Annotated in this window: 15 protein-coding genes and 1 pseudogene; 13 read left to right on the plus strand and 3 right to left on the minus strand. The window is 60.8% G+C overall.

What is annotated here, in order from left to right:
- Positions 1-95: 95 nt before the first annotated feature.
- Positions 96-617 (plus strand): annotated as a pseudogene (locus tag HND92_RS09055) (IS21 family transposase); the annotation flags it as partial.
- A gap of 41 nt (positions 618-658) precedes the next feature.
- Positions 659-1,423 carry an IS21-like element helper ATPase IstB gene (gene istB / locus HND92_RS09060; protein WP_172206782.1) on the plus strand — a complete coding sequence of 255 codons (765 nt, stop codon included), beginning with the start codon at positions 659-661 and terminating at the stop codon, positions 1,421-1,423.
- A 72-nt stretch (positions 1,424-1,495) separates the two neighbouring features.
- On the opposite strand, the gene tnpB is transcribed toward istB, so the two are convergent.
- The 3 genes from tnpB to HND92_RS19495 all read right to left on the minus strand — a co-directional run bounded on the left by tnpB (position 1,496) and on the right by HND92_RS19495 (position 2,307).
- Entirely contained in the window at positions 1,496-1,780 is a 285-nt protein-coding gene (gene tnpB / locus HND92_RS19565; protein ID WP_371814881.1) for an IS66 family insertion sequence element accessory protein TnpB, read from the minus strand.
- Positions 1,698-2,084, minus strand: a complete 387-nt coding sequence (locus HND92_RS09070; protein ID WP_172206783.1) for a transposase — start codon at positions 2,082-2,084, stop codon at positions 1,698-1,700. The genes tnpB and HND92_RS09070 overlap by 83 nt, the downstream gene beginning before the upstream one ends.
- Positions 2,085-2,184: 100 nt before the next feature.
- Positions 2,185-2,307 (minus strand): hypothetical protein, encoded by a 123-nt coding sequence (locus HND92_RS19495; RefSeq protein WP_256376606.1) that lies wholly within the window; start codon positions 2,305-2,307, stop codon positions 2,185-2,187.
- A gap of 784 nt (positions 2,308-3,091) precedes the next feature.
- On the opposite strand from HND92_RS19495, the gene HND92_RS09075 reads away from it, so the two are divergent.
- The 11 genes from HND92_RS09075 (at position 3,092) to HND92_RS09125 (ending at position 16,593) form a co-directional block, all read left to right on the plus strand.
- Positions 3,092-4,015 (plus strand): tripartite tricarboxylate transporter substrate binding protein, encoded by a 924-nt coding sequence (locus HND92_RS09075; protein ID WP_172206784.1) that lies wholly within the window; start codon positions 3,092-3,094, stop codon positions 4,013-4,015.
- 275 nt (positions 4,016-4,290) lie between these two features.
- Entirely contained in the window at positions 4,291-4,854 is a 564-nt protein-coding gene (locus tag HND92_RS09080) for a MarR family winged helix-turn-helix transcriptional regulator (RefSeq protein ID WP_172206785.1), read from the plus strand.
- 14 nt (positions 4,855-4,868) lie between these two features.
- Positions 4,869-5,204: a YciI family protein gene (locus HND92_RS09085; RefSeq protein ID WP_172206786.1), complete on the plus strand. Its 336-nt coding sequence runs from the start codon at positions 4,869-4,871 to the stop codon at positions 5,202-5,204.
- A 24-nt stretch (positions 5,205-5,228) separates the two neighbouring features.
- Positions 5,229-6,308 (plus strand): maleylacetate reductase, encoded by a 1,080-nt coding sequence (locus HND92_RS09090; RefSeq protein ID WP_172206787.1) that lies wholly within the window; start codon positions 5,229-5,231, stop codon positions 6,306-6,308.
- Complete coding sequence (locus tag HND92_RS09095; RefSeq protein ID WP_216662916.1) at positions 6,295-7,485, plus strand: muconate/chloromuconate family cycloisomerase; 1,191 nt, start codon at positions 6,295-6,297, stop codon at positions 7,483-7,485. The genes HND92_RS09090 and HND92_RS09095 overlap by 14 nt, the downstream gene beginning before the upstream one ends.
- Complete coding sequence (locus tag HND92_RS09100; RefSeq protein WP_172206788.1) at positions 7,482-8,180, plus strand: dienelactone hydrolase family protein; 699 nt, start codon at positions 7,482-7,484, stop codon at positions 8,178-8,180. Before HND92_RS09095 ends, HND92_RS09100 begins: the two co-directional genes overlap by 4 nt.
- 499 nt (positions 8,181-8,679) lie before the next feature.
- On the plus strand, positions 8,680-10,563 hold the full coding sequence (gene lpdA, locus HND92_RS09105; RefSeq protein WP_172206789.1) for a dihydrolipoyl dehydrogenase: 1,884 nt from the start codon (positions 8,680-8,682) through the stop codon (positions 10,561-10,563).
- A 108-nt stretch (positions 10,564-10,671) separates the two neighbouring features.
- Positions 10,672-12,219 (plus strand): IS91-like element ISPps1 family transposase, encoded by a 1,548-nt coding sequence (locus tag HND92_RS09110; RefSeq protein WP_172206790.1) that lies wholly within the window; start codon positions 10,672-10,674, stop codon positions 12,217-12,219.
- A gap of 228 nt (positions 12,220-12,447) precedes the next feature.
- Positions 12,448-13,983: an efflux transporter outer membrane subunit gene (locus tag HND92_RS09115; RefSeq protein ID WP_172206791.1), complete on the plus strand. Its 1,536-nt coding sequence runs from the start codon at positions 12,448-12,450 to the stop codon at positions 13,981-13,983.
- The gene (locus HND92_RS09120) at positions 13,980-15,551 is read left to right on the plus strand and encodes an MFS transporter (protein ID WP_216662917.1); all 1,572 of its coding nucleotides are present in this window, start codon (positions 13,980-13,982) and stop codon (positions 15,549-15,551) included. Before HND92_RS09115 ends, HND92_RS09120 begins: the two co-directional genes overlap by 4 nt.
- 7 nt (positions 15,552-15,558) lie before the next feature.
- Entirely contained in the window at positions 15,559-16,593 is a 1,035-nt protein-coding gene (locus HND92_RS09125; protein ID WP_011806069.1) for an HlyD family secretion protein, read from the plus strand.
- Positions 16,594-16,674 lie beyond the last annotated feature (81 nt).

Below are 16,674 nucleotides of genomic sequence, written 5' to 3' on the forward strand. Positions count from 1 at the left end.
CGGCAAGCGAGCGCTCAACCTTCCTTGGCCGAACGTGTTTCGAGGCCCAAAACTCGTGCCATACTTGGCCTCATGCGGTTGAATTTCCTATCCGTGACCATCATGTGGAGATCGAAGGCCACCGCTACAGCGTGCCCCAGAACCTCGTGGGCCTGCTGCTGGAGGCGCGCATCACAGCCCACGCGGTCGAATTGCTGCACCGTGGACAGCGCGTGGCCGCGCATCAGCGCAGTGCACACAAGGGGGGCTTCACGACCGTCGTCGCCCACCTGCCTGCAGCGCACCGCGCGCATCTCGAGTGGACGCCCGAGCGCCTGGTCCATTGGGGGCAAAGCATCGGCGTGGCTACGGGGCGCCTGGTGACACGTCTGATCGAGGAGCGGCGCCATCCCGAGCACGGATATCGGGGATGTCTGGGGTTGCTGTCGCTGGCGCGTCGCTACGGCAAGGAGCGCTTGGAGGCGGCCAGCCTGATCGCCCTGGAGCTGGGAACGGCCAAGTACGTGCACGTGAAGGCCATCCTGGTCAATGAGCGCGACAAGGCGGCCGCGAGCACGGCGCCTAGCTGGACCAGTCCGCCTCACGAGCATGTGCGGGGCCCGGCGTATTACCAGTAACCACCGGACTGCATCCGGCACTTGAACAAGAAGGAACTCCAATGATGATGAACACGACCCTCGATCAACTGCGCAGCCTGAAGTTGCTGGGCATGGCGGCGGGACTGCAAGACCAGCTCACCAGCGCCGGCATGACGACCATGAGCTTCGAAGAGCGCACGGCCTTGCTGGTGGAGCGCGAAGTGCACTGGCGCAGTGACAAACGCCGAGAGCGCCTCTTGAAGGACGCGCGCCTGAAGTACCCACAGGCGGCCATCGAGGACATGGATGCTCGCGCCGGTCGCGGCATTGACCGCAAGGCCGTGATGAGCTTGGCGCTGGGCGACTGGATCGATTCGGGCCACAGCGTGCTGATCACGGGACCGACGGGTGCGGGCAAGTCGTGGCTTGCATGCGCGCTGGCGCAGTACGCGTGCCGACGCGGTCGCTCCGCCTACTACCAGCGCATGCCGAGGCTTGGCGAGGAACTGCGCATCCGCCACGGCAACGGGACCTTCGGCAAATGGCTGATCCAACTGGCCAAGACCGATGTGCTGCTGCTCGACGACTGGGGCATGGCCGCGCTGGACGTTCAAGCCCGCGGCGATCTGCTGGAGATCATCGACGACCGGGCGGCCAGCAAGGCCACCATCATCACCAGCCAGCTGCCGATCGAGCACTGGCACGCATGGGTTGGTGACGCCACGATCGCTGACGCGATCCTTGATCGCCTGATGCAGCAGAACCACCGACTCACCCTCACGGGCGAGTCATTGCGCCAGACCGCGAAAACGCCCCAAAAGGAGAAGAACAAAGACCCATCGTGACCGCCACTTCTACAATCTGAACGCGCAACTCGACACGCATGACGACCGGTCACGATAGAGCGGAATCGTCGGTCACGTTCGCCGGAATACGCACTGGCCATCGAACCAGAGCACCTTCAGGATGTCGCCGCGATTGCCGAGGAAGACGAAGACGTTGCCGCAGAAGGGATTCGCCGCGAGCGCCGTCCGGAGCATGGCCGCCAAGCCGCCGAAGCCTTCCTCATGTCGGTGTGGCCGGCCACGATCCACACGCGCGTGTTCGAGGGAAGACCAATCACGCGATGGCACCCAGCAGGCGCAGCACACAACGCACGCTGGTCTCGTCGACGGCTCCGCGCAGACGAACTCGCGTGGCACCCACGTCGATCTCGATCACGCCGCTCGAAGGACGCGGCGCTATGACCTTGGGGGTCTTGACCGCGGGCTCCATCTGCACCGTCACCGGCAGGAGCGTCGGCGACGCTGCGGCCTCAACTGCTGGAGCCTGCGCGCGCAGGTGAAGCCGGCGCCAGTTGAACAGGAGGTTCGCGTTGATGCCATGCTCCTGCGCGATGGCGGCGACCGATGCGCCAGGTTCCAGGCTGCGTTCGACCAATGCCTGCTTGAGCTCTTCGCTGTGCTTGCGCCGGGTGTCCTTGCCCGAAGTGACTCGCTTGTCCATGTGTGCACGTACCGGTTAAATGCACACATCCAAGCGTGAGCATGATCAGGCGATCCTGCTCATGCTCGCGTGGTCTCGCCAGAGGGTATTGAGGCCACGCTTACGCTGATTCCACCGGCCAGTGCACTACTGCGGTGGCGCTACCTCGCTTCAGTTCGATGCGGATGTCACGGGCTGGCGTCTCGGCTTCGGGCTGCACATCGAGCGCGATGAAGTCGGGCATCGGCAAGGTTGGAACATCAGTCGCCTTCGGCGACGCAGCCTCGCGATCGCCGCGGCAGAAGCATCCCGCTGCCGGCACGCCTCAAGAACCTCAGCCTTGAACCGCGCTGTGCTTGCGACGAGTCGCCTGCTAACCGCACCATCTATTACGTCCACATCCACGGTGTCTACCGACTCTCAAGCAATCAAGATGAATTCACCGTGCGCTTGCGAGAGATCGCCCCGAGAGGGTGCCACCAAGGATGCGAAAGCAGTCGAGGAAGATCAACTAGACAAGACATATGTCGAATGCGATAGGGTAGCGCTCGATATACAGGAGGCCGCGGACTATGCAGACGGGGTCGACATGCGAGCAATCAGGTAGGAAAGCGCAGGGAGAAATCTTGCCCTCACATGCAGCCCTAGCAAGCCATCACCCCAGGCTAAACCCTAATACAGTAACTGATTGACAAGCCGATAATAGACCAATCGCCTGTCTAGATGCTGCCGGCCATGAATCAACCACGCGCAAGCGTGGCGGCGCCAAGCGGTCAAGTGTTCCGTCGTTATGCATGGCTGCAGTTCATGTTGTGTGGCTCCGTGGGTTGTCAGGGCTTGTTGTCCGCGACTCCTTGCCTCCCTCTGCTTGTCCCGCAGGCGGTTCAAGCGACTCGGCGTTGTGAGGCGAATGGAGCTTTCGAGGTTGTGCAAATGAGAACGGAGAATCTGTGAACCATAACGATAATGCGATTGCCGCGCGTCCTGGCTTCCGGCGCCGCGGCTTGGTGCTAGGAGCTGCGGCGAGCATGCTGCCCTTGATGTCGAGTGCGCAGCATTCAGCATATCCGTCTAAGCCGGTGCGAATCGTTGTTCCCTTCGCGGCCGGGACTTCAAGTGATTCTCTTACCCGGGTAATAGCGGAGGAGCTGAGTGAGCGTCTGAAGCAACCGTTTTTAATAGAAAACAGGCCTGGTGCGGGCGGCAATATCGGGACCGAGTTCGTGGCACGAAGCCCGGCTGATGGTTACACGTTGTTAATGGCCTCGACGCCGAACATTGCCATTAACCCAACGCTTTACACCCATATCGCAATAGATCCGCAGAACACGTTGCGGGCCGTGGGGCTGGCTATGTCCGCTCCGAATTTGATCGTGGCGGGAAATAAAGTCCCGTTCCATGATTTTGCGGGAATGGTGGCGTATGCGAAGTCCCACCCGCGCAAACTGTCGTATTCAACGTATGCGAATGGAAGTACTGGTCACCTCGCGGGGGCGATGTTGAATGTACAGGCAGGCATCGACCTTTTGCATGTTGCCGCAAAGGATCCTCTATCCCTGGCTGTGGGGGAGCATGTTGAATTGGCCATCGTGACGCCAACGGCAACGCTGCCGTTGGTGCGTGCTGGAAGCCTAAAGGCAATTGCAGTGACGTCTATCGACCGAATCAGCATTGCTAGAGAGATTCCGACAGTGAGTGAATCCGGGCTCAAGGGCTTCGATGCGGTTGCGTGGTACGGATACGTTGCACCCATACGAACTCCAGACGCCGTGGTTAGTCTCATCGAGTCGCAACTGCAAAGCATACTCCGGTCCAGCAAAATGAAGGATTTTGCCAAGACAACGGGAAATGAAATTACCTGGCGGGGAGCGAGTGATTTTTCATCATTTATGGTAAGTGAGCGTGCTAAGTGGGGTGATGCAGTTCGCCAATCCGGCGCCCAAGTGTCGTGATTGTCCAGCAGAAAGGGTGAACTTATTTCGGCGATCTATGTGGCGCTATTTCAAGTCGCTCGCACTAGTTGCATGTATGAGCTATAGCTTGATGGACAGAATCTGGCCCTATCTTCGCCGGTCATTGCCAGCCGCGAAGTGTGACTTTTGTAGACCCGGGCGTTCCGCTCTAAAGCGCTGCTACGGGTGCGCCTGCGCTCGCGAGAAGAGCGGCTGCACGCGTACGGTAAAAGTGGCGAGCTAATTCGACTATATCGACATACAATAGGACGAATATGAAAAATACTGAAGTTAAAGCCACATTCCAGATTGATGAGCAGTCCGCTTGGAGGCCCGCCGATCCTGATGCCACGATGGGCTCACTGACGGGAACGCTTAGTACGCTGCTTCGTATTCCGTTTGAAGCCCAGGCATCGCGCGTCTACCGCGCGCTTGCGACTTCCGGATATCCCGAGATTCGCGAAGCGCACGGTGCAGTGTTCAGGCATCTACCACTAGCAGGCGCTTCTGTTTCTGACCTCGCGCGGCGCGCCGGGATGGTTAAGCAAAGTATGGGCTACTTGGTTGATTCGCTGGTGTCGCTGGGATATTTGCAGATCCGAAAGGATCCTGTGGACAAGCGTGCCAACGTGGTTCGAATGTCCGCGAAGGGAATCAAGATGCAGCAGTTTGCTATCGAAATTGGCAAACGTATTGAGGCGGAGTGGGCAGAACGAATGGGCGTTGTTGAGATGGGCGCTTTACGTGCCTTGCTCAAGCTACTGGCGAGCTCGATTCCGGATCTGCCAGAGCAGAATTCAGCAAGGCGCCGAGGGGTCGATGTGCCTTCAAATTTTTAAAAATGGAGAATTAGATGTACGTTGCAATATTTTTTCAAGATTTGCCGGGGACGGCAAATAAACGCCAAGCCGTCGTGTCTGAGCACCGGAAATACATGGAAGCCAACGCATCGAAGGTGCTCGCCGCAGGCGCTACCTTTACCGACGATGGAAAGGCGGTAAAGGGGGGGAGCTACGTCGTGCAAGTTGCTGATCTGGAGGAGGCGCGCAAGTTTGTAGACGAAGACCCCTTTACCAAAGCCGGATTGCGTTCAGTTGTGTTCATTCAGCCTTGGATCCGGGCTGTCTTTGATGGAAAATTCAACATCCCGACCGATGACAGTCCGCTCTATGCCGATTCAGTCGCTTAAAAGTCAATATAGCTCTTCGAATATATGCGAGATTTCACATTTCAAGGCTTAGCCAGCCGAGTGATCTTCGGGCGGGGCACTATATCGTTGATCAAACGCGAGGCGGAGGCATTGGGTTGCAAGCGGCTTCTTGTCGTGTCCACTTCGCAGCAGACGGCAGATGCCGATCGCACGAAGAATCTCCTGGGTGAACTGCACGTGGCCACATTTGATGGAGCGGCGATGCACACTCCTACGGACGTCACCCTCAACGCGCTGAAACTTGTTCGCGATTGGTCGGTCGACGGAGTTATCGCCATCGGGGGCGGTTCGTCGATCGGACTTTCCAAGGCTATCGCTTTGCACACTGACTTGCCGCAACTGGTTGTGCCGACCACATATGCAGGATCAGAAATGACGCCGATCCTAGGCCAAACCGAAGACGGGGTGAAGACGACGCAGCGCACCTTAAGGGTGCTGCCAGAAACCGTAATCTACGACGTCGATATGACATTGACGCTTCCGCCAGTAATGTCAGTGGCGAGCGGAATTAACGCAATGGCGCACGCTGTCGAGGCGCTATACGCCGTGGACACTAACCCGGTTGTGTCTCTGATGGCGGAAACGGGGATTGCCTCGCTCTACAAGAGCCTCCCAAAGCTTAAGGAACGGCCGCACGATATCGATGCGCGCACCGAGGCCCTATATGGCTCTTGGTTGTGCGCAATCTGCCTCGCATCAACGTCCATGGGATTGCACCACAAGCTCTGTCATACGCTGGGTGGAACGCTCAACCTCCCACACGCGGAGACACACACTGCCATTCTCCCCCACGCTCTTGCGTACAACGCTTCTGCGGTGCGCGAGGCCGTTGACGTAATTAGTCGAGCGCTGGATGGTGGTGACGTCTCCGGTCGAATCTACGACGTTGCAAGCAGGAGTGGCGCTACGGTAGCTCTGAAGGACCTTGGGATGACCGAGGCCGACATCGACGTCGCAGTCGCGGCGGTGATGTCGAAGCCGTATGCCAATCCCCGGCCGCTAGATGCGAGCATGATCAAGAGGTTGATCGCAAACGCTTGGGCTGGAGTGCGTCCCGATCAATCAACCTATGCGCCTGCGTAACATGCACACCGACAAAAGTAGATTTAGCAACGAAAGTTGTGTAGCGGCCGACCCGATTGAGTCGATCGAAACGCGCATTGTTGATCTTCCGCTGAAGAAAGTTCACAACCACTCCACTGGAACACATTTAACCCAGTCCCTCGTATTGGTGACGCTAAGGACCAAGCATGGCGCCACTGGATATGGCGAGGGTGCCACGCCGGCTGGCACGTCCTTTTGGGGCGGGGAATGTAGCGAAACGATCAAACAGGTCATTGATTGCTACCTGGCACCAGCAGTGTGCGGAATCGATATTTTCGCGCATGAATCGATTCTTAAGGCGATGGATCGAGCTTCGGCAGCCAACAACTTTGCTAAAGCGGCCGTGGATGTCGCCGTGCATGACGCGGTTGGAAAACTGCATGGGCTTCCGGTGAGCGCGCTCTATGGAGGGCGCGTTCGAACTTCCATCCCGGTTCTATGGGCCTTAGCGTCGGGCGATTTGGACAGCGACGTCGAAGATGCGAAACGTCAACTTGAAGCGCGGCGGCATCGAACGTTCAAGATGAAAATTGGCATGGGGGATGCGTCAAAGGAGACCGCTCGTGCGATCCAGACAGCCGAGGCCGTTTGGAAGGTCGAGCCAACCGCAGTGTTCACGGTGGACCTCAATCAGGCATGGGATGAACCAACGTGCATGCGCTTCCTCCCGCGTCTGGAGAGTGCCGGCTTCGCGATGATCGAACAGCCGCTGCCAAGATGGAACCATGAGGGCATGGCGCGGGTGGCCGCGCGCATGGATATCCCGATTTCAGCGGACGAGGGACTTTGGGATTTTCACGATGCTTACACGTCATTTAAGGCTTGCTCAACCGATTTGTACGGTGTGAAGGTCGGTAAGGGCGGTGGGATTCGGCGTGCCTACAAGGCTGCCGCGGTTGCAGAGGCAGCGGGGGTGCCTATCTACGGCAGTATGGCGCTCGAGAGCTCGATCGGCACCGCTGCAGGCCTGCAATTATTCAGCGCATTGCCTGAAATGCCGTGGGGCTGCGAGATGATCGGTCCGTTGCTGTTGGCGGATGATCTGACAACAGTTCCCATCTCATATTGCGAATACGAGGTAGTCGTTCCGAACGGCTGCGGCCTCGGGGTCGAACTAGACCATGAAAAAATCGAGCACTATAGCCGCGAAAAATGACTAACTTCAACTTTGAAATCCCTTCTGGCCACGGTTTTTTCGACGGATATTTGACGTCGAAAGATGGTCCGGCGCGACCGGGAATAGTACTGTTACCCGAGATTTTTGGAGCTAATAACGCCATGCGCATGGCAGCGGACCAGTTCGCTGACGCGGGTTTCGTCGTCCTTGTGCCAGATCTCTTTAATCAGCTGGAGCCTCGAATCGAGTTGGGGTACTCTGACGCCGAGCGCACAAGAGCGATTGGACTTTGGCAGAAGATGGACGAAGGCGTAGGCCTCGCAGACTGCTACGCTGCCGTCGATGCGCTGAAGGCGCATCCAAACTGCGATGGACGCTTAAGTGTTCTTGGTTTCTGTCTCGGTGGAAAATTTGCACTCCACATGGCTGCCGCAGGTGGCATCGACGCGTGTATTTCGTTCTACCCAGTTCGGGTGCAGGATTACGCGGACACCCTCCACGCGCTGAAGTGTCCGACCCAAGTTCACGTCGGAGATCAAGATGCGCATATCCCTATAGAAGTCCAGAACCTCCTAAAGGGGGCACTCGACGCTCCTGGCCAATTGGAGTTTCATCTCTATGAGGGTGCCGGCCACGGCTTTTTTAACTCTGTGCGCGCATTTGGCTACGCTTCAACTGCTGCGAAGCAATCATTTGAAGCATCTCTTGCGTTCCTCAATCGTAATAAGCGATGACTAGGGCGCGTAGCACCTAAAGGTCAGCTTGGCAGTAAAGTCGAAGCCCCCTGTTCGGAAGTGCCGCATGCGTCAACGACGCCTGCCGTCATTCGTCGGATCGGGAAAGTTGAACTCGCTCGCTGTGATTTCCTGCGGAACGAGAGCTCAAATGTTGATCAGTGGAGATCCGGACGAAATGGCTCTGCCCCTTTGTAGTTCTAGCGAAAATCGCCAGTAGCATTTTGATGATACAAAAAGCGTTCGCAGTGTGGTTCGAGAATGCAAGAGTAATCCCGATTGGCATCCTAGGATGCTTTCTCACTTGTGCAGGAGGATTGGCAGTAAGTATTTTTTACGAGAGCGGTGGGTGGGAATGGAGCATCTTTTGGTATCGACTGGTAATTGCTTACAGTGGCGCGGTACTTGTAGTAATAGTATTATTTCCCTTCCTCGACGCATTCAAGAAGGCAATTTATCAGCGGCGCAATAAACGAACACGCCAATGGTAGCACAACATATGGCAATCATCGACATCAAGGTGCCCGACATCGGCGACTTCGCCGAGGTGGGCGTGATCGAAGTGCTGGTGCAGCCGGGCGACACCATCCGGGCCGAGCAGAGCCTGGTCACCGTGGAGTCCGACAAGGCCTCCATGGAGATTCCCAGCAGCCACGCCGGCGTGGTCAAGGAGCTCAAGGTCAAGCTGGGCGACAAGGTGGCCGAGGGTTCCGTGCTGCTGACGCTGGAAGTGGCGCAGGGAGCGGCGGCGCCGGCTGCGGCCCCTGCCGCGGCGAGCACGCCCAGCGCACCGCCATCTGAGTCAAAACCGGCTCCAGCGCCCGCTGTTCAAGCGCCAGCAGCTCCTAAAACCGAAGCGGCCAGCTTCGGCGGCAGTGCCGACGTGGAGTGCGATGTGCTGGTGCTGGGTGGCGGCCCCGGCGGTTACAGCGCCGCCTTCCGCGCGGCCGACCTGGGCCTGAACGTGGTGCTGGTCGAGCGCTACGCCACCCTGGGCGGCGTGTGCCTGAACGTGGGCTGCATTCCCTCCAAGGCGCTGCTGCACGTGGCCGCGGTGATGGACGAGGTGAGCCACCTGAAGAGCGCCGGCATCGACTTCGGCGCGCCGCAGGTCAACATCGACACCCTGCGCGGCCACAAGGAAAAGGTCATCGGCAAGCTGACCGGCGGGCTGGCGCAGATGGCCAAGATGCGCAAGGTGACCGTGCTGCGCGGCTACGGCCACTTCGTCGGCGCCAACCACCTGGAGGTGGAGGAAACCACCGGCACCAGCCAGGACAAGACCGGCGCCAAGAAGGTGGTGGCGTTCAAGCGCGCCATCATCGCCGCCGGCAGCCAGGCCGTGCGCCTGCCGTTCATGCCCGACGATCCGCGCGTGGTGGATTCCACCGGCGCGCTGGCGCTGCAGGGCGTGCCCAAACGCATGCTGATTCTGGGCGGCGGCATCATCGGCCTGGAAATGGGCACGGTGTACAGCACGCTGGGCGCGCGCCTGGACGTGGTGGAGATGCTGGACGGCCTGATGCAGGGCGCTGATCGCGACCTGGTCAAGGTATGGCAGAAGATGAACCAGCACCGTTTCGACAACGTGATGCTGAATACCAAGACCGTGGCCGCCGAGGCCACGCCCGAAGGTATCAAGGTGAGCTTCGCGCCCGCCAAGGACGGCGTCACGGTGCCCGAGCCCCAGGTGTACGACCTGGTGCTGCAGGCCGTGGGCCGCACCCCCAACGGCAAGAAGATCGCCGCCGACAAGGCCGGCGTCGCCGTGACGGACCGCGGCTTCATCAACGTCGACATCCAGATGCGCACCAACGTGCCGCACATCTTCGCCATCGGCGACATCGTGGGCCAGCCCATGCTGGCGCACAAGGCGGTGCACGAGGCGCACGTGGCGGCCGAGGTCATCGCCGGCGAACTGCAGGGCAACAAGGAACTGGCAAGCGCCGCCTTCAACGCCCGCGTGATCCCGAGCGTGGCCTATACCGACCCCGAAGTGGCCTGGGTGGGTCTGACCGAGGACCAGGCCAAGCAGCAGGGCATCAAGGTCAAGAAGGGCCTGTTCCCCTGGGCGGCCAGCGGCCGCGCCATCGCCAACGGCCGTGACGAGGGCTTTACCAAGCTGCTGTTCGACGACAGCCCCGAGGCAGGATCAGGAGACGGCCATGCTGGCCGGGGCCACGGCAAGATCCTGGGCGGCGGCATCGTCGGCACGCACGCCGGCGACATGATCGGCGAGATCGCCCTGGCCATCGAGATGGGCGCCGACGCGGTGGACATCGGCAAGACCATCCACCCGCATCCGACGCTGGGCGAGAGCATCGGCATGGCGGCGGAGATTGCCCACGGCAGTTGCACGGATGTGCCGCCTGCGCGCAAGTAAGTCCGCAGCCAAGCTACCCTGCCAAGGCCCGAACTGGCGACGGTTCGGGCCTTGTGCTTTGCGTACCCAAACAATCGCCGCAGAATACTGTGCATTTGTACAGTATTCATGTCAGCCACTTCCAAGCCCAAGCTCTACAACCCACGCCACCCCGAACGCACGCTGCTGTACCAAACGGTAGCCGAGCACTACGAGACCTGGCTAGAGTTGGCCAGCGCGGGTCAGTTCGACGGCCAGGGCGACCACCACACCCCCAAGCCCTTCGTGCGCAAAGCGTTTGCCAAGTATCTTGAGTGCGGCATCTTTGCCCATGGCTTTGCCCGCGCTCGCTGCGGCGACTGTGGGCACGACTACTTTGTAGCCTTCTCCTGCAAAGGCCGGGGAGTCTGCCCCTCGTGCACCACCCGGCGCATGGTGGAGACAGCAGCGCACCTGAACGATCACGTATTCCCCCGCCTGCCGGTGCGCCAGTGGGTGCTGTCGGTTCCCAAGCGGCTTCGTTACTTCATGCAGCGCGACGGAGCGGTGCTGAGCATGGTGCTGCGCATCTTTCTGCGGGTGATCGCACAAACTCTGCAGACCCACAGCCCCGGTGCGGCCCATATGGACAAGGCAGGCCTGCACATCGGTGCCATCGCCTTCATTCACCGATTCGGCTCCAGCCTCAATGAACACGTCCACTTCCACGTTTGTGTGGTGGACGGGGTGTTTGAGGAAGTGGAGGGCGAGGGCGATGCTGATGCGACCCCTCGAATCTCATCGCCGGGTGTCATCTTTCACGCGGCCACCGGCATCGATGCGGCTACCGTGGCCCCAGTGCAGACCACACTGCAAAAACGCATCCTGCGCGCCTTCGTTGCTCGGGGCCTGCTGGAGAACTGTGACGCCAAAGACCTGCTGGGCTACAAACACAGCGGCTTCTCGGTGGACGCCGGTGTCTGCATCGAAGCCCACGACCGCGCTGCGCTGGAGCGGCTGCTGCGCTATTGCGCGCGTCCACCGTTTTCCATGGAGCGCCTACGCAAAGAGGGAAGCAAACTGGTGTACCGCTGTGCCAAACAGCGCAGCGAGCCCACCAGTGACCAGCGCGGTGCCAAGGCAGACGAACTGCACCTCACACCGCTGGAACTGATCGACCGCATCGCCGCGCTGGTGCCACCGCCACGCACCCACCGGCACCGCTACTTTGGCGTGCTGGCACCGAACTCGCCGCTGAGAGCGGCGGTAACGGCGCTGGCTCAGCCTGCTGCGTCGCAACCAGCCACGGTGGAGACTGCACAACCTGGCGCGGGCGTACCAGGGGTGGCGGCGCCGGGCAACGCGGCCACACCCACACCCGAACCTGAAGCACGCCCGAAGCGAGCGGCGCATTACTTGTGGGCGGTGCTGATTGCCCGCATCTACGAGGCATTTCCGCTGCTGTGCCCCATGTGCGGTGGGCAGATGCGCATCATTGCCTTCATCACCCACAGCGCCGAAATCCGCCACATCCTGAACCACATCGGGGTGGAGTCTGCCCCCCCGCACATCACCCCGGCACGCGGGCCACCGCTGTGGGAGGGCTGCGACGCGCCGGTGGATGATGGTGCGCAAGGCGAGCCGGATTGGGATCTGGCAGCTCAACCCGACGAGGTAGACCAGCGCGTCAATTGGTGACCCAGTGAAGCGGCGGTATCCATCGCTGCGGGGAAGCAGCTGCGCGCGCGCCAGGCCCAAATGCATACTGCCTCCCAAGCTCTTGCCATTGAGCGGCAAGCGAGCGCTCAACCTTCCTTGGCCGAACGTGTTTCGAGGCCCAAAACTCGTGCCATACTTGGCCTCATGCGGTTGAATTTCCTATCCGTCCGAGCGGTTCGGTACAACTCATATACTTGGTGAACCTTCATGACGTCACAACCGCTGCTCTCACAACTGCTGCGACAAGCAGGCACGGCGCTCTGCACGATCTCACTGGTCGGCTGCGCGGTTGGTCCTGACTTCGTGAAACCCGACGACAGGCTTGCGACCGTTCAACTGTCGCCCAGGGCGGACTACGCGCAACCGAATGAAACATCCGCTGCGAACTTCCCATCTTCGTGGTGGACCTTGTTCAACGACCCCGTGCTAGCGGGTCTGCAATCCCGTGCGCAGGCGGGCAACCTCAACTTGCAGATCGCCTCCGAACGCATCGAGCAAAGCCGAGCGCAGTTGGGGATTGCCTCCTCGCTGCTGCTGCCCAGCGTGGGCGTCTCGGCGGGCTATTCCCGCGAGGCGATCAGCGAGCACGGCAAGTTTGCCGCGCTGGGCGCACCGACGAGCGCGAGCGATTTCTGGCAGTTGGGATTCGAAGCCAGTTGGGAACTCGATCTATGGGGCCGTGCGCGGCGATCGCGTGAAGACGCCGCGGCTGCCTTCGAGGCCACGGTGTATGAGCGCGAGGCGGCACGGGTGGCCTTGTCCGCCGAGGTGGCCCGCGCCTATCTCCAGTTGCGCGGTGCGCAAGCGCAACTGGACATCACCCGGCAGAACCTGGAGGTCGCCGATCGCACTCTCCGCCTTGCAGAAAGCCGTGAGCGCAATGGTGTCGCCACGCGCTTTGAAACCTCTTCGGCGCGCGCGCAATTGGCAACGGTCGAGGCGCTGGTGCCCGAACTGGTCCAGCGCAGCAACACGCTGATGAACGCCTTGGCACTGCTGCTGGGTGAGGAGCCGCGCGCCCTCGATGCGCAGTTGCTTGAAGCGATGCCCTTACCTTCGCTTCCTTCCAATGTGCCGGTGGGCTTGCCCTCCGAATTGGCGCACAGGCGGCCGGACATACAGCGCGCCGAAGCCCAACTCCATGCTGCAACGGCGGCCATCGGCGTCGCCAAAGCCGATTTCTACCCGCGGATCGGCCTGCGGGGAAGAGTCGGCGTCGAAGCCTTCGAGTTCAACGACCTCGACAGTTGGGATTCCCGGTTCTTCTCCGTCGGCCCCACGGTCTATCTTCCCATCTTCCAGGGCGGGCGTCTGAAGCAGCGCCTTGCGCTGAACGAGGCACGGCAAAGAACTGCCGCCATCGCCTACCGGCAGACGGTGCTGCAAGCCTGGCATGAAGTGGACAACGCCCTGGACGCCTGGGCAGCCCAGCAGAACCGCCATACCGAACTGCTGGTTTCGTATGAGCAGAACAAGCAGGCGCTGCATGTTGCCGAGCGCGGCTATCAGGAAGGCGCTGCCGACTACCTGAATGTCCTGGCTGCGCAACGTGGCGTTCTTGCCAGCCAGACCAGTCTCAATACCAGCGCCACCAACGCCGCGCTCACCCTGGTCAATCTCTACAAGTCGCTGGGCGGTGGCTGGAACCCCGACGCACTCACATCCGAGCGGCAGGCCGGCGGCGATGCGCCCCTGACGGCCACCGCGTCGTCGGCTACCTCGCAGCCCAAGGTTGAGCAATGAGTGCCGTAGAGTTGCAGCCGACAGCGGCGCCGCCCGCACCCGCTGCTGCGGCAGCAGCGCCGAAGCGGGCGATTGCCGGGCTGGTCGGCATCCTCATCGCCGCCATGATGGCCGGACTGAACAATCGCGTGGGTGCATTGGCCCTGGCAGACGTTCGCGGCGCGCTGGGCTTCGGCCTGGACGATGCCTCCTGGCTCACCACCGTCTATAGCGCGGGTGAAATGATCGCCCTGCCGTTCTCGGCATGGTTCGCCATCACCCTCTCGCTGCGCCGATTCGAGCTGTGGATGATCGGTGTATGCACCTTGCTGGCGGTGTGCATCCCCTTCATCCATGACCTCGATCTGCTGCTGGTCATGCGTTTCCTGCAAGGCATCGCCAGCGGCACGATGATTCCCGTGCTGATGATGGCGGCGTTGAAATTCCTGCCGCCTCACATCCGGCTGCACGGACTGGCGCTGTATGCACTGACGGCCACCTTCGCGCCGAACCTTTCGATCTGGCTGGCGGGGCAATGGACCGATGGCCTGTTCGATTGGCGCTGGGTGTACTGGCAGATTCTTCCGCTCGCGGCCATTGCCGCCTTGTTGATCGGATGGGGCCTGCCGAAAGACCCGATCCAGACAGACCGCTTCCCGCAGGCCAACTGGCCCGGCCTGGCTTTCGGCATACCGGCATTTGCCCTGATTACCGTCGCCCTGGATCAGGGCGTGCGGCTGGACTGGTTCAACTCCCCCCTCATCGTCGTCTCATTGGTGGCCGGGCTGACGCTGCTGGCGGCCTATCTGCTGACGGAGTGGTATCACCCGGCGCCGTTCATCAAATTGCAGATGCTCAGTCGCCGCAACCTGGCGTTGGGCTTCACCTTGTTCTTCTGCCTTCTTGTCGTGCTGAACTCTAGCGTGATGTTGCCGATGACCTATCTTGGGCCGCTCCAGAGCTACCGGCCGCTTCAGATGGCACCGATCGGCCTGATCGTCGCGCTGCCTCAACTTATCCTGGGTTTCGTGGTGGCGCTGTTCCTGTACCGGAAATGGGTCGATGCCCGATTCGTGTTTGCGGGCGGCCTGCTGCTGATCGCCTTGGCGTGCTTCTTTGGTGCGCAACTGACTTCCGACTGGAACCGCGACCAGTTCGTGCTGACGCAGACGCTGCAAGCCTTCGGCCAGCCCATGGCCGTTGTCTCGCTGCTGTTCCTGTGTACCAGCGTCGTGCACCCCAGCGAAGGCCCGTATGTGTCGGGGAACATCAACACGCTGCGCGCCCTGGGCTCGGTATTCGGCGGCGCGATGGTCGGGCAGCTCGTGACCGTAAGGCAGCGGTTCCACGCCGAGATGCTGCTGGATCACGCCGCGTCCGTAGGCAACTCCGTTCCGCTTGTCCCCGAGCCCACTCAACTGATGGGAATCATCGGCCAGCAGGCACTGGTGCTGTCGGTCGCGGATGCTTACCGCGTGCTGGGCGTTCTGGCACTGGTGATGGTCCCCTTCGTATTGCGGCTGACCTACATTCCCGCCCCCGATTTGCAGCCCGCTGCCCCTCAATCCACATCGTCGTCCCAAGGATAGTTCCACCATGGCGATGCCGAAGAAAGCCAAGATCACCAGTGCCGTGCTGCTGCTCGCAGTCGCAGCGGGCTGTGTCATTTATCTGAATCGTCCCGAGTCCAGCGCATCGACCCAATCCACGGACGACGCCTATGTACAGGCTGATTTCACCCTCGTCGCGCCCCAGGTGTCGGGAGTGATCGGCAAGGTACTGGTCGAAGAAAACCAGCCAGTGAAGGCAGGGGATTTGCTCGCAGCCATCGACGACCGGGATTTCATCGTTGCGGTGGATGCGGCAAAGGCACAAGTCGCCGCCGCCGAGGCCAGCGTCGCGGGGCTTGCCGCGCGTGTGGCGCAGCAAGAAACCGCGATCCGCCAAGCGCAGGCAGCCGTTGCGGTGGACGATGCCGAACTCAAACTGGCAGAGGCCAACCAAAAACGCTATCGCAACTTGGCAGCCGATGGATCTGGTTCGATCCAGGCACAACAACAGGCCGAAGCGCAGTTGGCCATTCGGCTGGCCAGCCGGGACAAGAACCGCGCGGGCCTGCAAGCGGCGCGGCAGCAAACGGACATCCTGAAAGCCGATCTTGAAAAGGCCAAGGCTGCGCTTTCTCAAGCGCAGGCCGCACAGGCGGCTGCGGAGTTGAAGCTTTCCTATACCCAAATCACCGCGCCCATCAACGGCATGATCGGCCAGAAGTCGGTACGTGTCGGCGCATTCGTGAATGCTGGCAAGCCGTTGCTGGCGGTGATTCCACTCGATGCCCTCTATATCACGGCCAACTTCCGCGAGACGCAGTTGGCGCGTGTACGGGCCGGACAATCGGTGGACATCAAGGTGGACGCCTTGCCGGGTGCCGTACTGAAGGGAACCGTGGAAAGCCTGGGGCCGGCCAGTGGCGTCAGCTATTCGGCTGTCGCGCCACACAACGCCACGGGCAACTTCACCAAGATCGTCCAGCGCCTGCCTGTGCGCATTCGCATCGACCCCGACCAGCTTGACGCTGCAAACCTGCGCGTCGGCATGTCCGTGACGCCGAAGATCCGCATCGGTGAATAGCGTCATTAATGTGGAAGACACCCGCCACCGGACGTGCCGACACCTGACCTGAGGCTGGCCAAGGCCGATGGTCAGCGGGCA

This window comes from Diaphorobacter sp. JS3050, assembly GCF_013154915.1.
Taxonomy (GTDB): domain Bacteria; phylum Pseudomonadota; class Gammaproteobacteria; order Burkholderiales; family Burkholderiaceae_C; genus Diaphorobacter; species Diaphorobacter nitroreducens.

What these genes read in the sequence shown, in the direction of transcription:
- HND92_RS09085 (WP_172206786.1), top strand. Translation starts at nt 4,869, where the DNA reads ATGTACGTTGCAATATTTTTTCAAGATTTGCCGGGGACGGCAAATAAA.
- istB (WP_172206782.1), top strand. Translation starts at nt 659, where the DNA reads ATGATGATGAACACGACCCTCGATCAACTGCGCAGCCTGAAGTTGCTG.
- HND92_RS09120 (WP_216662917.1), top strand. Translation starts at nt 13,980, where the DNA reads ATGAGTGCCGTAGAGTTGCAGCCGACAGCGGCGCCGCCCGCACCCGCT.
- HND92_RS09095 (WP_216662916.1), top strand. Translation starts at nt 6,295, where the DNA reads ATGCGCCTGCGTAACATGCACACCGACAAAAGTAGATTTAGCAACGAA.
- HND92_RS09100 (WP_172206788.1), top strand. Translation starts at nt 7,482, where the DNA reads ATGACTAACTTCAACTTTGAAATCCCTTCTGGCCACGGTTTTTTCGAC.
- HND92_RS19495 (WP_256376606.1), bottom strand. Translation starts at nt 2,307, where the DNA reads ATGCCCGACTTCATCGCGCTCGATGTGCAGCCCGAAGCCGAGACGCCA.
- HND92_RS09075 (WP_172206784.1), top strand. Translation starts at nt 3,092, where the DNA reads ATGCTGCCCTTGATGTCGAGTGCGCAGCATTCAGCATATCCGTCTAAG.
- HND92_RS09115 (WP_172206791.1), top strand. Translation starts at nt 12,448, where the DNA reads ATGACGTCACAACCGCTGCTCTCACAACTGCTGCGACAAGCAGGCACG.
- HND92_RS09070 (WP_172206783.1), bottom strand. Translation starts at nt 2,084, where the DNA reads ATGGACAAGCGAGTCACTTCGGGCAAGGACACCCGGCGCAAGCACAGC.
- HND92_RS09125 (WP_011806069.1), top strand. Translation starts at nt 15,559, where the DNA reads ATGGCGATGCCGAAGAAAGCCAAGATCACCAGTGCCGTGCTGCTGCTC.
- HND92_RS09090 (WP_172206787.1), top strand. Translation starts at nt 5,229, where the DNA reads ATGCGAGATTTCACATTTCAAGGCTTAGCCAGCCGAGTGATCTTCGGG.
- HND92_RS09110 (WP_172206790.1), top strand. Translation starts at nt 10,672, where the DNA reads ATGTCAGCCACTTCCAAGCCCAAGCTCTACAACCCACGCCACCCCGAA.
- lpdA (WP_172206789.1), top strand. Translation starts at nt 8,680, where the DNA reads ATGGCAATCATCGACATCAAGGTGCCCGACATCGGCGACTTCGCCGAG.
- HND92_RS09080 (WP_172206785.1), top strand. Translation starts at nt 4,291, where the DNA reads ATGAAAAATACTGAAGTTAAAGCCACATTCCAGATTGATGAGCAGTCC.